This window comes from Proteus cibi (assembly GCF_003144405.1).
GTDB classification, from domain to species: domain Bacteria; phylum Pseudomonadota; class Gammaproteobacteria; order Enterobacterales; family Enterobacteriaceae; genus Proteus; species Proteus cibi.
This window is the reverse complement of the sequence record NZ_PENW01000020.1, coordinates 88,707-103,497: the sequence shown is the minus strand read 5'-3', so window position 1 is coordinate 103,497 and position 14,791 is coordinate 88,707. Positions and strand designations below refer to the sequence as shown.

At 39.7% G+C, this 14,791-nt stretch carries 14 protein-coding genes; 8 read left to right on the top strand and 6 right to left on the bottom strand.

The features are described from left to right. Positions 1-85: 85 nt before the first annotated feature. The 4 genes from chbR to DK865_RS12765 all read right to left on the bottom strand — a co-directional run bounded on the left by chbR (position 86) and on the right by DK865_RS12765 (position 3,133). Positions 86-943, bottom strand: coding sequence for a transcriptional regulator ChbR (chbR, locus tag DK865_RS12780; RefSeq protein ID WP_109392093.1), 858 nt, complete (start codon positions 941-943; stop codon positions 86-88). A 1-nt stretch (position 944) separates the two neighbouring features. After that, positions 945-1,292, bottom strand: coding sequence for a PTS N,N'-diacetylchitobiose transporter subunit IIA (gene chbA / locus DK865_RS12775; RefSeq protein ID WP_023583174.1), 348 nt, complete (start codon positions 1,290-1,292; stop codon positions 945-947). Positions 1,293-1,353: 61 nt separating this feature from the next. Next, positions 1,354-2,712, bottom strand: a complete 1,359-nt coding sequence (chbC, locus tag DK865_RS12770) for a PTS N,N'-diacetylchitobiose transporter subunit IIC (RefSeq protein ID WP_023583173.1) — start codon at positions 2,710-2,712, stop codon at positions 1,354-1,356. A gap of 94 nt (positions 2,713-2,806) precedes the next feature. Continuing rightward, entirely contained in the window at positions 2,807-3,133 is a 327-nt protein-coding gene (locus tag DK865_RS12765) for a PTS sugar transporter subunit IIB (protein ID WP_006534491.1), read from the bottom strand. A 453-nt stretch (positions 3,134-3,586) separates the two neighbouring features. On the opposite strand from DK865_RS12765, the gene DK865_RS12760 reads away from it, so the two are divergent. The 4 genes from DK865_RS12760 to DK865_RS12745 are packed head-to-tail and all read left to right on the top strand — an operon-like array spanning position 3,587 to position 7,269. Further along, entirely contained in the window at positions 3,587-4,546 is a 960-nt protein-coding gene (locus DK865_RS12760) for a siderophore ABC transporter substrate-binding protein (protein ID WP_036914314.1), read from the top strand. A 9-nt stretch (positions 4,547-4,555) separates the two neighbouring features. Further along, positions 4,556-5,518 (top strand): ABC transporter permease, encoded by a 963-nt coding sequence (locus tag DK865_RS12755; protein ID WP_036914311.1) that lies wholly within the window; start codon positions 4,556-4,558, stop codon positions 5,516-5,518. Next, positions 5,505-6,512 (top strand): iron chelate uptake ABC transporter family permease subunit, encoded by a 1,008-nt coding sequence (locus DK865_RS12750; protein WP_109392092.1) that lies wholly within the window; start codon positions 5,505-5,507, stop codon positions 6,510-6,512. Before DK865_RS12755 ends, DK865_RS12750 begins: the two co-directional genes overlap by 14 nt. A gap of 1 nt (position 6,513) precedes the next feature. Continuing rightward, a complete protein-coding gene (locus DK865_RS12745; protein ID WP_023583168.1) occupies positions 6,514-7,269 on the top strand; it encodes an iron ABC transporter ATP-binding protein in 756 nt (251 codons plus the stop codon). 80 nt (positions 7,270-7,349) lie between these two features. Here DK865_RS12745 and DK865_RS12740 read toward each other — a convergent pair whose 3' ends face one another. Continuing rightward, the gene (locus DK865_RS12740) at positions 7,350-7,904 is read right to left on the bottom strand and encodes a TetR/AcrR family transcriptional regulator (RefSeq protein ID WP_109392091.1); all 555 of its coding nucleotides are present in this window, start codon (positions 7,902-7,904) and stop codon (positions 7,350-7,352) included. Between the two features lie 87 nt (positions 7,905-7,991). Here DK865_RS12740 and DK865_RS12735 point away from each other — a divergent pair, with 87 nt between their 5' ends. After that, entirely contained in the window at positions 7,992-9,494 is a 1,503-nt protein-coding gene (locus tag DK865_RS12735) for an MFS transporter (RefSeq protein ID WP_023583166.1), read from the top strand. A 69-nt stretch (positions 9,495-9,563) separates the two neighbouring features. Here DK865_RS12735 and DK865_RS12730 read toward each other — a convergent pair whose 3' ends face one another. Beyond that, entirely contained in the window at positions 9,564-10,349 is a 786-nt protein-coding gene (locus tag DK865_RS12730) for an AraC family transcriptional regulator (RefSeq protein WP_109392090.1), read from the bottom strand. Positions 10,350-10,795: 446 nt separating this feature from the next. On the opposite strand from DK865_RS12730, the gene DK865_RS12725 reads away from it, so the two are divergent. The 3 genes from DK865_RS12725 to DK865_RS12715 are packed head-to-tail and all read left to right on the top strand — an operon-like array spanning position 10,796 to position 14,750. Beyond that, on the top strand, positions 10,796-13,216 hold the full coding sequence (locus DK865_RS12725; RefSeq protein ID WP_109392089.1) for a DMSO/selenate family reductase complex A subunit: 2,421 nt from the start codon (positions 10,796-10,798) through the stop codon (positions 13,214-13,216). Then, positions 13,213-13,854 (top strand): DMSO/selenate family reductase complex B subunit, encoded by a 642-nt coding sequence (locus DK865_RS12720; RefSeq protein WP_109392088.1) that lies wholly within the window; start codon positions 13,213-13,215, stop codon positions 13,852-13,854. The genes DK865_RS12725 and DK865_RS12720 overlap by 4 nt, the downstream gene beginning before the upstream one ends. Then, positions 13,851-14,750: a dimethyl sulfoxide reductase anchor subunit family protein gene (locus DK865_RS12715; protein ID WP_109392087.1), complete on the top strand. Its 900-nt coding sequence runs from the start codon at positions 13,851-13,853 to the stop codon at positions 14,748-14,750. The genes DK865_RS12720 and DK865_RS12715 overlap by 4 nt, the downstream gene beginning before the upstream one ends. The last annotated feature ends 41 nt before the right edge of the window (positions 14,751-14,791 follow it).

Genomic DNA, 14,791 nt, shown 5'->3' with positions numbered 1-14,791 from the left:
GGAAATAAGGTTATTTTCTTCTTTCTCTCTATTTTCAATAAAATTAATCTTTATTGTTGATTAATTTCTTTCGCTTAATAATGAATTAGTTTGTTTCTTTAATACTGTATAAATTTTTCCGATAACTATTTGGGGTGAGCGAGGTTATTTTTTTAAATGTCTTAATAAATAAACTTGGGCTACTGTAACCTGCATCAAAAGCAATATCTGTTATCGAATAGTTTGTAATTTCCAATTGTTTTTTTGCAAAATTAATTCGAATATCATGAATAATTTGCATTGGTGTTTTATCGTAATAACGCCGAGTTGCTCGGGTTAAATATTCTTGAGATTTCCCTGATAACATCACCATATTAGCCAGTGCATTTTCACCAAACTTTTGTTTGTCATGCATCTCGCTTACCGTGTCTCTCAGCCATAAGGGAATATCATCTTGTGTTCTATTTTCTCGATGGTGTCGTAATCTATTCACCACATTAAAGGTGACAATTTCAATAAATTCATTAAATTCGGTATGGCGGAAATTCAATGAGCCAATAACGGATTCAATATAGGACAGAAACTCATTTTTTAATTCATACACTTGAGATGCGATAAAATAAGAAGGCAATAACGAGAGGTAATGTTTATCAAAAAAGGCTTTACTAATTCCCACATTTAAAATGCGTGTTGCACCAAAATCATAAAAACTTTGATGATGAGAGCCTATAGGGATAAAAACAAAATCTCCTCGCTCTAATAAAACCTTTTTACCATTAATCTCTTGATAATAACGCCCTGTTAAAACAATGGTGAATTCATAATAATCATGTTGATGCAGACCACTGACACTTTCTGTTTTATTATAAATAAAGACATGAAAGTTTTTGCCATTAAATAGCTGATCTTCATAGACCATGCGTATTTCGCTTTGTGCTCTCAATGACTCCACCACGATATTCATCTTATTTTATCTTCTCATGTAACTCGATTAATTCTGTCACTAACTCTCTGGCTAACATCGATGTCATTAAATGATCTTGCGCGTGAACTAAGACCAAGCTGACTTTCGTTTTTCCAACACCTTGGTCATCACCAATTAAACGTGTCTGTATTTTATGTGCTTCATTTAATGCTTCGCGAGATTGTTCCATTAATTTTCTAGCGCCTTCAAAATCACCTTCTTTGGCTTTCTTTAATGCGCCATAAGCCACACTACGAGCTTGTCCTGAGTTAATGATAAGTCCCATGATGATCTCTTCAAATTCATCATCAGTTGCACTGCTATCAACAGCATTTTCAATATCTAACATCTTATTTCCTCTTTGACACTGACAAGTGCAGAGCCGCCTCTGCACTTGTGTTTTCTATGACTTAAAATTTCAATGCATTGGCAATATCTTCTTCACTTTCTTCTTTTTCAATTTCAGTTTGAGCTTTATTTGAAATAATCACGAAAGGAAGATAAATCAGTGTAGCAACCCCCAAGTTAAACAGTGCTAATAACAGCGCCGCAATACTACCGTTGGTATTAAAGAAGGCACCTAGCCCAGTAGGCATTGTCCACGGTGCAATATTTGTCACTGGTGGGATTATCCCTAAGTAATAAGCAGTCACAGTAATAGCGGCAAGGATAGGTTGAATAAGAATAAAGGGGATAAACATCACTGGATTCATAATCACAGGCAGACCAAAAATAATCGGTTCGTTAATTTGGAATAAACCTGCTGGTAATGCCAGTTTTGCCACTTGGCGATGATCGGCGCGACGCGATGCGATAAAGATGGCCAGAATAAGCCCCAGTGTTGCCCCTGTACCCCCTAAGAAGATAAAGGAATCTAACATTGGTTTTGCCCAGAGGTGGAACGTTTTACCTGCGGCGAGCGCCGCTTCCACTGAGCCATATTCAGTATAAATTGAGACGTTCTCTAATGCCCAAGGCGTCATAATACCACTATCGAGCGCAGCCAGTGCGAGCGAACCATGAATACCAAAGAACCACAGTAGAGACGTGAAGATAACGTAAGCCCAACCCACTACAGAGCCCATGGATGCTAATGGTGTCGAGATAGAATCTAAAATAATTTGATGGAAGTTCGTTTCATACGTTGCTAATCCCCAAGAAACTATCCCCATCACGGATAAGATAATAAAGCCGGGAATTAATGCAGAGAATGAACGTGAAACAGAGGCTGGTACGCTATCTGGCAAACGGATAACCCAATTGCGACGCACAATAAAGGTAAACATTTCAGCCACAACAAGACCAATAATGATACCAGAAATAATATTGGCACCACCTAACCAATTAGCGCCTACTGCATAGGCACCACCTGCATTATAAGGTGTGACTGTCATAAAGGCCGCAATAGAAAGTAAACCTGCCGCAATCGGGTCAACTTTACGTTCTTCTGCTAATGCCATTCCGATAAAGAACGGCGCCATCAACGACATAATACCCAATGTACCATTATAGACATTCCCCCCTATGGCTTTAAAACCATTGAGCGTTTCTATTGTTGATGCATCAAGGCGGATACCTAAAGAATAAAAGAAGGAGCCATCACCAAAACTAAGAAAGACGTTATTGATAAGTACAAACATTGCCCCTGCAAGGGTTAACGGCATTAAACGAATAAAGCCATTTTTAATCGCATTAACGTGAGGTTGCTTTCCAATTTTAACCGCAAAAGGAAGGAGTACCTTTTCAAGTGAACCAATAAACTTACTCATAGAAAAATACCCTTAAAATGCCGCTAATTGCTCGGCTTGCTGAAAAATTCACTCTTTGACTGGAATAAAAATAATAAAAAAATAAAAAATAGAATTAATTTGTTGTTGCAGATGCTTTTTTAATAGAGGCGACAGCGGCTTTTAACACACCTAAGCCATCTACTTTTCCGTATAACAAAGAATCGATCACTTCGACTGGTTTATTAGGGAGTAATTTTTGGATATCAGGCAACATCCAGCTAATTTGTGGACCCAGTAAAATCAGATCCGCATCCTGTCCTTTTTGTGCCGCTAAAGTTTCAGGAAATGCTTCAATAACCACAGGCACTTGATATTTTTCTGCTTGTGCTCGCATTTTGGTCACGAGAAGAGATGTTGACATGCCAGCAGAACAAAATAAGTAAATATATTTCTTTTGCATAAAACCCTCTTGAGTTGGCAACGATTTACCCTAGAGATAACAAGGCTTTCTCTTGTGCATTCATTACTGTGTCAGTACAGAAACCGAAGTAAGATTAAAATAAGGATTGTTTCTGCTTGAATGAAGTATACGCAATGATACTAGTTAACGATATTTCTTATCGCTTCAGAATTGTCTCTCCTTGACCTACTCTTTTGACACTCTTCACAAATTGAGCAAATAATCTGAAGAGTTCTTTCACGTCACGAAATTTGTCTTCCTTATCAATATCTATGACCCTTCGTAAAATTTCGCCATTTTAGTCAAGTTAATCCTTTATTATTATGAGAATGTGAATTAGTATCATTACTCTTTATGTTTTTGATGGTATTATCGTCTTCTTTGTGGATCGAGATTTAGGCCATTGCTGTGAAGATCCGTATTATTTCGTGTTGCAACAATATGGGAAAAAGAATGTTTAAAAAGTCATTAAGCCCACTGTTTTTACTGCTTTCTTCACTTGTTATCGCAGGTTGTGATAACGCTCAAGACACATCAACAGCGCAATCAGCAGAGAAACAAACTCTCACGATTGAACATTTCCAAGGGACAACTGAAATTCCTGCACATCCACAAAAAGTGGTTGTGATGAATATGGAAACGCTCGATATTATTGATGCACTAGGCGTTTCTATTGTTGGTCTTCCACAAACGAATGTTCATTTACCAAAATTCTTAGAGAAATACACCAATCCGAACGACTATATCAATGAAGGCGCATTATTTGAGCCAAACTATGAAAAGCTCAGCACAACCGCACCTGATTTAATTTTAAGTGGTAGCCGTGCTCGTGATGCGTATTCAAAATTAAATGAAATTGCACCTGCAATTTCGATGGATATCGATCCTAAGCGTTTCGTTGAAAGCCTTGCTGAACGCACCACAACATTAGGTCAAATTTTTGGCAAAGAAGAACAAGCTAAAAAACTACTGGCTGATTTCAATAGCAAAATTGATACCGTAAAAGCCAAAACCCCAGACGCAGGTAAAGCCATGGTCGTTTTAGTCAGTGGCGGTAAAATCTCAGCTTATGGTCCAAGCTCTCGCTTTGGCTTTATCTATGATGTATTAGGTTTTGAACCGGCTTATGTTTTTGATAGCCCAGGCTCACACGGCAACATCGTTAACTCTGAATTACTGTTAAAACTAAATCCAGACTGGATGTTTGTCATTGACCGAGATGCCGCTATTGGTCGTGAAGATTCACAACCTGCTCAACAAGTTCTTGATAATGCTCTGGTTAGAAAAGTAAATGCTTGGAATAAAGACCAAGTTATCTATCTTGATGCAAGTTCCATTTATATCTCTGGCGGGATCCAAACCTACTCTCGCTTAATGGATACAATTAATCAGGCATTAGATCAAAAAAAATAAAGTAACTGAATGAAAACGTTCCATTTATCATTGGGGATAGGTGTTATCGCTATCCTCTCAATGATCAGTCTATTTGTCGGCGCAGGAGATATTACTCCTGCTTCGCTTTTTTCTGATCCCGATATGCGCGATATCTTCTTTATCAGCCGTGTTCCAAGAACCCTATCATTATTACTTGCCGGCGGTGCCATTAGTGTTGCAGGTTTAATCATGCAACTGCTCACTCAAAACCGCTTCGTTGAACCCTCTCTTGCTGGAACAACACAATCTGCAAGTCTTGGATTATTAGTCGTCATGCTGCTCTTTCCAGCAGCGAGTATCTTTACCAAAATGATGGTCGCAACTGTTTTTGCCCTTATGGGGACCTTGTTGTTTATGTTGCTTCTGCAAAGGATCACCTTAAAAACAACCCTGATAGTTCCTTTAGTCGGCATTATGCTCAGTGCGGTTATTGGCGCGCTCACCATCTTCTTAGCCGTATATTTCGATTTACTGCAATCATTAGATGCATGGACAAGTGGCGATTTCTCAAGTGTATTACAAGGCCGTTATGAGCTGTTATGGCTTGTGGGGGCGCTTGCTTTAATAGCATGTTGGGTCGCTGATAGTTTTACTGTTGCCGGAATGGGACGTGAATTTTCCATTAACGTAGGACTAAATTACCGCAAAGTGATGATAATAGGATTATCGATTATCGCGCTGATCAGTGGCGTTGTGGTTTCTGTTGTTGGTGCATTGCCTTTCCTTGGTTTGATTGTGCCCAATCTGGTGAGCTTAGTGATGGGGGATAACATCCGCAAAACCATCCCTTGGGTTTGCTTAAGTGGTGGGGCGATTGTTTTACTGTGTGATGTGATTGGTCGCCTTATTCGCTACCCATTTGAAATTCCTGCCAGTGTTATTTTAGGCGCTGTGGGTGCCATTATTTTTCTTTTCTTACTACTAAAGCAGCAACGTTATGCAAAAAGTTAATTCATCCATAATTAGCAAATGTACTGGCGCTGTCGAACATAAGAAAACGCGCCTCTCACCCATGTCTCGTATCTGGTTATTATTAGGGGCATCGTTATTATCTATTGTGCTATTTATGACGATAAACCTAAACGGTAATATCTCGTATATTCTGACTCACCGCGCTTACATTATTCTTACGATGATTGTTGTGGCTTTTGCCGCCGGTGTTTCCACAATATTGTTTCAAACTATCGCGAATAACCGTATTTTGACACCTTCACTCATGGGGTTAGAAGCCCTGTTTGTGTTGCTGCAAACCGTGTTTGTCTTTTTTGAAGGCGATATGCCAGCCTCGTGGATGCTAAACCTATCAAAGTTCTTCTTAGAATCGACATTGCTGGTCTTGTTTTCAGTTGTGCTTTATCGTTGGTTATTTAGCTCAGTGCGCTTTAACATTAATTTAGTCCTGATGATTGGGATTATTTTAGGAACGCTATTTCGTAGTTCAGCTACGCTATTACAACGCTTGATGGACCCTAATGAGTTTTCCATCTTACAAGGTCGCATGTTTGCGACTTTCACTCGTGCCACTCCTGATCTTATCTTTTGTTCCTTAGCCATTATTGTGGTTGTTGGTGTTTTACTTTGGCGTATGCGTTATAGCTTTGATGTCATGGCATTAGGACAAGCCAATGCCATTAACCTCGGTATTAATTACCGCAAACAGACCACTTATATTCTATTACTGATTTCTGTTTTAGTTGCCGTTTCTACCGCTTTAGTCGGACCGCTAACCTTCTTAGGGTTAATTGTGGCTAACCTTGCTTATCATATCAGTGGCAGTAGCCAGCACCGTTTTTTGATGCCCGTAGCCTTCCTACTGGGGACTATCGCCTTAATCGCTGGGCAACTGGTTTTAGAATATGGCTTAAAAATGACAGGAACACTTTCTGTTGTGATTGAGTTTGTCGGTGGGATGTTCTTTATCTATTTGGTGTTAAGAAGACTTTAATATGATTGAAATCAGCAAAATATCAAAACATTATCAAGACACAACGGTTCTCGATAATATTACAACAACCATTCAACGTGGTGGTATTACTTCGATCATAGGCCCTAATGGCGCGGGTAAATCCACACTACTTTCAGTTATTGGGCGTTTATTACTTCCTGAAAGTGGCATGGTGAGCGTTAATGGTATGGATGTTGCCGCAACTGATAGCGATGTTCTTGCCAAAAACCTCTCCATACTGCGTCAAGAAAACCAGTTTGTTAGTCGTTTAACCGTAGAAGAATTAGTCAGTTTTGGGCGCTATCCTTACAGCAAAGGACGTTTAACGCTCGATGATAAAAAAGTCATTGATGAATCATTAGCCTTTCTAAATTTGACTGAATTTCGTCATCGTTATCTAGATGAATTATCGGGTGGGCAACGCCAACGTACCTATGTTGCGATGGTGCTATGCCAAGACACAGAATATGTCATGCTTGATGAACCACTGAATAATCTTGATATGAAACATGCAGTGATCATGATGAAACTTCTGCGAAAAGCGGCAGATCAATTAGGAAAAACCATTATTATCGTTATTCATGATATCAATTTTGCCTCTGTTTATTCTGACTATATTTTAGCCATGCGTAACGGACAACTGTATTATCATGGTTCACCTAAAGAGATCATGAAAGCGGATATTATCGAAGATATTTTTGATACTCCTGTTGACGTTAAAGAGCTCGATAATAAGCTCATCGCTATGTATTACTGATGACAAGGTATTACTCATTCCATTTAGCGCAATATCTTCAATAAAAAGCATGTTGTTCTTCTCATTAACAATATGCTTTTTTATTGCCCTTTCCCTTGCTGAAGTAACTCCGAATCAATATCTTCAAAGATAGATTGCCATTCATTATCATCAATATCCATTAATCCAAAATAACGCAGTAAAAAGGTACCTTCTGTCGCTAAAAATGCCAATCGTGCACGTTTTCCGGCTTCTGTTGTCGTATCTACACCCGTTAATCGTTGCTGATACCACTCTTTTGTACTTTGTAGATATTCAGGCGTTTGTAGCAATGCTGCCATCAAACTGGCACCTTTGGCAAAAGAGACTTTGTCATGATGATGTGTGGCGTGAATATGCGCAACGACACGATTTTCAGGTGAGTTATCATTTTCAACGATTTTTTTAAATTGCGTTTCATAACTGCCTTCCCAGTGTTCAAACATGGCATCAATCATTGCCTCTTTACTACTAAAACAGTATTGAACCCCTCCTTTTGAGATCCCCATTTTTTTGGCAACAGTATCAATCGTTAATGCTGCTGCTCCTTGCGCCATGACAATGTCGAAGATCGCTTCTAACAGTTTTTCTCTATCAATGGTTCTTTGACGTCCCATAAAAAAACCTCTTTTCAATACGGTCGTATGGATTTATATTGTAGCCGCTAGTAAAAAATAATACACATAAAAATAACTGAGATTTCTATGATAAAAGATTATAAACGTTGGATAGTATTACTTCTGGTATCTAGCATGCTATTTCTCATTGTTGTAGATGTAACAGTGCTTTATACCGCATTGCCACGTTTAACTCATGATTTAAATGCAAGTGCTTCAGAAAAACTTTGGATAATGAATGCTTATCCATTAATTGTTGCTGGATTATTACCTGCCGCAGGTATGCTTACAGATAGAATAGGTCATAAGACATTATTTATTGGTGGATTACCACTATTTGCGCTTGCTTCATTGTGTGCCGCATTTTCACCTTCAGCTACCGCGTTAATTGCTTCTCGAGGCTTTTTAGCCGTAGGCGCTGCAATGAGTATGCCAGCAACGCTATCAATAGTGCGCCAAGTTTTTAGCGATCCACAAGAGCGTGCGGTTGCAATTGGTATTTGGTCTGCAGTTGCTTCTGGCGGTGCAGCTCTAGGACCTTTAATTGGTGGTATTTTATTAAATAACTTTTGGTGGGGTTCGGTCTTTTTAATTAACGTTCCCATTGTTCTTTTTGTACTACCATTTTCTATTTGGCTTATCCCTAAGTTTTCGGGACATGGTGATCATAAAATTGATTATTTAAGCTCCGTACTTATTTTAGTGGGGTTGATCAGTGCCATTTATGCCTTAAAAGAGATAGGAAAACCTTATACACAGTGGAGTGAAGCGACGATTGCCACCATTATTGCCGTTGTCTTTCTCACTCTATTTACTCTACGACAACGTAAACAAACTCACCCAATGATTGACTTTAGGCTATTTAAAAACCGCTTTTTTAGTATTGGTATTTTAATGGCTGTACTTTCTATGGTGATCATAGTGGGCATTGAATTATTGCTTAGTCAACGTTTACAGCTTGTTGCCGGTTTTACCCCTCTTAATGCAGCGCTGGTCATTTTACCTATTCCTATTGGCTCTGTACTGGCTTCTCCATTGGCAGGTTATTTTTTGGTACGTTTAGGTGAAGTTCGCTTAATTATTGCTGGATTTATACTTACTTTAGTGGGAAATCTGTGGTTAATTGCCGTTTATCAAACAACCTCACCCATGGTGTTAATAGGTAGCTTATTCTTAATTGGCTTTGGTTTAGGTATTATTTTTACCACAGCATCGACGTCAATTATGTTGAGTGTAGCCGATAGGCAAGCTGGAATGGCGGCATCAATCGAAGATGTCGCTTATGAGCTAGGTAGTGTGATTGGCGTGACATTTATGGGCAGTTTGATGAGTACGGTATACACCTTAAAACTGATGTTACCTAATTCATTAACCGTTGATGATGCGGTATATGACAGTTTAGATGAGGCTCTTATTGTGGCAGAAAGATTGCCAATTGACGTGGCTTCTCTTGTGATATCTCAAGCGAATATCGCCTTTGAAAATGCCTTTTTTGTCGTGTTAACTGCAACTGCAATTATTACCGCTCTCAGTTTACTCTTTTTGCCTTATTGTTTACGTAATGCAGTGAGGAAAACCAGCTTAAATTAACAAAGATATTATGCAAAATAAACGCGCCGAAATGGCGCGTTTTTAATGACTAACGAATATCTTTATAAACTAAAATCTATCAATATCCAGTGCATCCATACTGAAGTGCGATGGCGATTGCCCCATCTGTTTTTTAAACATGGTTGAGAATGAACCGGCACTGTTATAACCCAACTCAAAGGCAATTTCGGTAATACCGCGTCCTGATAAGATCTGTGTTAATGAATTCAATAAACAGACTTGTTGTCGCCATTGTGAAAATGACATCCCTGTTTGTTGACGGAAAAAACGACTAAAAGAGCGCTCACTTTTATGTAACTTATCTGCCCACTGTTGGGGTAAAGAATCTATTTTAGGATCACGAATAAAATCACGGCATAATTTCGCTAATTTACTGTCTTGTGGAATAGGCGCAAAAAACGGTAACGGTTTTGCTTTCGCTAATTCACATAAGATTAACTGCATTAAAAGACCATCTCGCCCTTTTTTATCATATTCTGCGGGCACATCTACAGCTTCAAGCAAGAGTTGACGAAGAAGAGGAGAAACATTGACTACTTCACATTGTTTGCTATGACGAGGAGCAGCTGAAGGCTCGATATACAAGCTTCGAGTACTCACATCTAACATACGTGTTTCGTGACCCGTTTGCGGTGGGATCCAGACACCGCAAGAAGGTGGAATAACCCATTCACCATCGTCAGTGCTGACTTCAATAAGCCCTGTTGCAGGATATAAAAATTGCGCTCGACGATGTTGATGCGTTTCTAACAATGTATTGGGCAAATAGTCTGTACCCAGCGCAATAACATCTCGGTCAAGTGAATCAACGCTTTTTAAAGGTACATTTCTCACAATTTAGGTCACTCTCTTTTTATTTTCGTCCTTTTAATATAGCAGTTATCCCATGCTCGACACACTGGCAAATAATGACCTATATAACTAAAATCGCTATATATTCATATAAATAACGAATGTGACTTATGTGAAATTTAAACCTTCTTGATATCTATTTAACAAACCTTATTAACAAACAAAAAACGCACTTTTAACACCCTTCATAAATAGGCTGAAATTCAAATGTCATTGTCTGGTTTTAGAATGTTGGCAAAAGATTAATCAACTACTATCCCTCTCGCAGAGGTGATTTCGAGCGCTCTGCAATTATCTATGCATTCAATAATAATGCAGCGGATACCAGACATTCCCTTTATTCATAGCCTAGAAAAATCACGCACATTCTTTATATCAAGTATCGGGTATATCGGGATCCGCCTATTATGTTTAAGGTAGAGTTCATTATGAGCAATCAGTCCGATCACGATAGTGATACAAAGAGTATTCTCAGCGATGTTAGCCGCCGTCACTTTATTCAAGCGAGCTCAGCATTAGTCACCCTTCCTTTTCTCGCATCAAACACTTTTGCTGCGACAACAGATAGCAACATCCCAGTAAAATCAAGAATAAACGATGATGGTGAGCGTGTTGTTTCAACTTGTAGTAGCTTTGACTGTGGGGGTAAATGTGATATTCGTGCCCATGTAAAAGATGGCAAAGTCACCCGTATCAGCACACGCCCAGATGCTGATTTAGATGAAGATATGCCAATCATGCGAGCCTGTGTTCGTGGTCGTGGCTATCGTAAATTTGTCTATCACCCAGACCGCTTAAAATACCCAATGAAACGTGTAGGTAAACGAGGTGAAGGCAAATTTGAGCGCATTAGTTGGGAAGAAGCAACCACGCTTATTGCACAAAATATGCAACGTATTAATGATCAATACGGCCCTGCATCGCGTTTTGTTAGCTTAAGTACGGGTGTTACGGGGGGGATTTTCTCTGGCGCTAATATGCTACGCCGTCTATTTAACATCACGGGTGGATTTCTCGAAAACTATCACTCTGTCAGTAATGGTAACACCATGGCGGTTACCCCTTACACTTATGGCACCGCCGCCAGTGGTAGTACACTCGACACGTTAGAAAATACCCCTCTAGTGATTTTATGGGGTCATAACCCTAACGAAACTATTTTTGGTCATTCAAACCACTTCTTCCAAAAAATGAAGAAAAACGGCACTAAATTTATTGTCGTTGATCCTCGTTATTCTGATACAGCGTCTTCATTAGCAGATCAGTGGATACCTTTATTACCAACTACAGATAACGCCATGATGGATGCGATGATGTATGTCATCGTCAGTGAAAATCTGCACGATCAAGCTTTTATCGATAAATACACGATCGGCTTTGATGAACACCAAATGCCTGAAGGCGTGGGTGAAAATGAGTCTTTAGTCGCCTATTTAATGGGTAAAAAAGATGGCATTAAGAAAACACCTGAATGGGCTGAAACCATCACTAAAGTACCCGCAGATACGATTAAACAATTAGCTCGTGAATACGCATCGACAAAACCGGCGGCATTAATGCAAGGCTGGGGGCCTCAGCGCCATATTTGTGGTGAACGGACGGCGCGTGGTGCAACATTACTTGCGACTATCACTGGTAATGTGGGTGTTCGTGGTGGTTGGGCTGCTGGTTATGGGATGGCATTAAACGCCGAACTTCGTAAAACCATCGCAGGACCAAGCTTATTAACCAACCCAGTAAAAGCGAAAATCAATATCACCAACTGGGTACAAGCATGTGAAGATAAAAATTTAGTTACACCACAAAATGGGTTACTGAATGCAGAGAAACTGGATACTGAGATCAAGATGATTTTCTCAATGGCCGGTAACTACATGACAAACCAAAATACCGATATTCTTCATGCTGCGAAAGTCCTTGAAGATGAATCGAAAGTTGAATTTATTGTTTGTAGCGATCTCTATCTGACACCAAGTGCAAAATACGCCGATATTTTACTGCCAGAAACCAGCTTCTTAGAACGCTGGAACATCGGTGGTACATGGAGTTATGGCGACTACATTATTCTTTCTGAAAAAGTGATTGAGCCTGAATTTGAGCGTCGCACTGACTACGATTGGTTACGTGAAGTTGCCGATAAATTAGGGGTAGGTGAACAATTTAGTGAAGGTAAAGAGACTGACCGCGATTGGATTGAATATTTAGTCGATGACGCGAGTGTTAAACGTCCTGAAGACGGTATTCCAACCTTTAAAGAGCTATTGGTGAAACGTCGTCATCTATTAAAACATCGTCCGCATACTCAAAATGTAGCGTTTGAGAAAAATATCCAAGATATCGAGAATAATCCATTCCCAACGCCATCAGGTAAAATTGAGATTTTCTCTAAACGCTTATATGACATGAATAATGTCGATATTCCTGCACTCTCTCATTATGTACCTGCCATTGAGGGTCCTGAAGATACGTTAACGGATAAATTCCCATTACAACTTATCACATGGAAAGGTCGTAACCGCGCTAACTCGACACAATTTGCTAACCCTTGGTTACAAGAGGTTCAGCGCCAAGAGTTATGGATCAACCCACTTGATGCACAAGACAGAAATATCAAAGAGGGTGAGAAAGTCAAAGTGTATAACGATCGTGGGATCACGGTGGTTCCCGTCAAATTAACACAACGAATTATGCCTGGTGTCGTCGCCTTGCAAGCAGGTGCTTGGTGGCAACCTGATGCAAAAGGTATAGATCAAGGTGGATGTGCCAACGTATTAACATCATCCCGTAGCACCGCAATGGCACACGGCAATGCTCACCAAACATTATTGGTCGAGGTAGCAAAAGCATGAGTAAATTTATCGTTTATCCCGCTGTGAGCAACAAACAGTTAGGATTTTATATCGACAGCGCTCGCTGTTCAGGTTGTAAAGCGTGTCAGGTGGCTTGCAAAGATAAAAACAATCTTGATGTTGGACGCAAATTTCGTCGTGTCTATGAAATCACGGGCGGTGGTTATACCCGTAATCCTAAAGGCGCACTGATCAATAATGTCTTTGCTTACACATTATCCATCTCTTGTAATCATTGTGACGATCCGATTTGCGTTAAAAACTGTCCAACAACAGCAATGCATAAGCGTGAAGGTGACGGCATTGTCATGGTAGATACAGATAAATGTGTCGGTTGTGGTGCTTGTGCGTGGTCTTGCCCTTATGGGGCGCCACAGATGAACCCTGAAACCAAACAGATGTCAAAATGCGATTTTTGCATCGATTTACAACAAAAAGGTGAACAACCCGTTTGTGTCGCCACTTGTCCGCTAGGGGCAATCCAATTTGGCCCTATTGATGAACTTCGTGAACGCTATGGTGATTTAGATTATGTCACGGGTTTACCTTCCCCTGAAATAACGCATCCCAACCTTGTTATTAACCCACATCAGGGTGCCAATAATGACGGAATTAATAATAAGGGAGAAAGAAAATGAATGAATGGTCATTATTAATTTTCACATTTATGATGAATGCGACCATTGGTCTTGCACTAACAACAGGGCTTTTTGCTCGTCGCCTTTCTCATTATCTCAATACAGAAAGCTACTATCGCTTTATGCTATTGGCCTTATTTATTATTTGTGGATTAGCAGGTTTAGGCTCTATTGCCTCAATCACTCACTTAGGTGTGCCATTAAATGCCCCTAATGCGATTAGAAATATTTTTTCTGCTTGGCTAAGTCGTGAAGTCGCCGTCACAGCTATTTTTGTTGGTTGTCTAGGCTTAACCTTTTTATGGCTCTGGCGCACTCGCAAACTCTCAATGCTGTTATTAAGTACCAGTATTCTGATTGGGCTATTTGATATTTACTGCATGGCATCGATTTATCGCCATACCTCCATTTTGACATGGATGGACCCAAACACTTACGTGATGTTCTTCGGGGCAATGTTAACACTCGGTGCTGCTATTTTCTTTTTGCTGATCAAAGTATTACAACGCATAGGCAGTAAGTTAGGTATTGAAATACCACAAGCCTCTTTCCCAATGCGCTGGAAATGGCAATTATGGGGAATAATGGCATTTAGCTTAATCGGTCGACTACTGTATCAACCTTTTTATGAGCAATATTTGACTAGCACGCTCTATAGCCAAAAATCGGTGACATTTCCGTTATCACCTATTCAAGTCTATTACTCCATGGGTTCGTTACGGACGACATGCTGGATCTTAGCCACCTTTGCAGTATTGACTTGTGGCTATAGTTTAGTGAAATTCCTAACACCCAAAAACCAAGATAAATCAACTGAGTCAATCTTTGCACTTGGCTGTGTGATCGCAATTATCGCTGACTTTATGTTGCGCTATGTTTTCTACTCAATTCACTAGTTGTCATTGAGCAAATCGTTTAAATAATAAAAAAACAAACC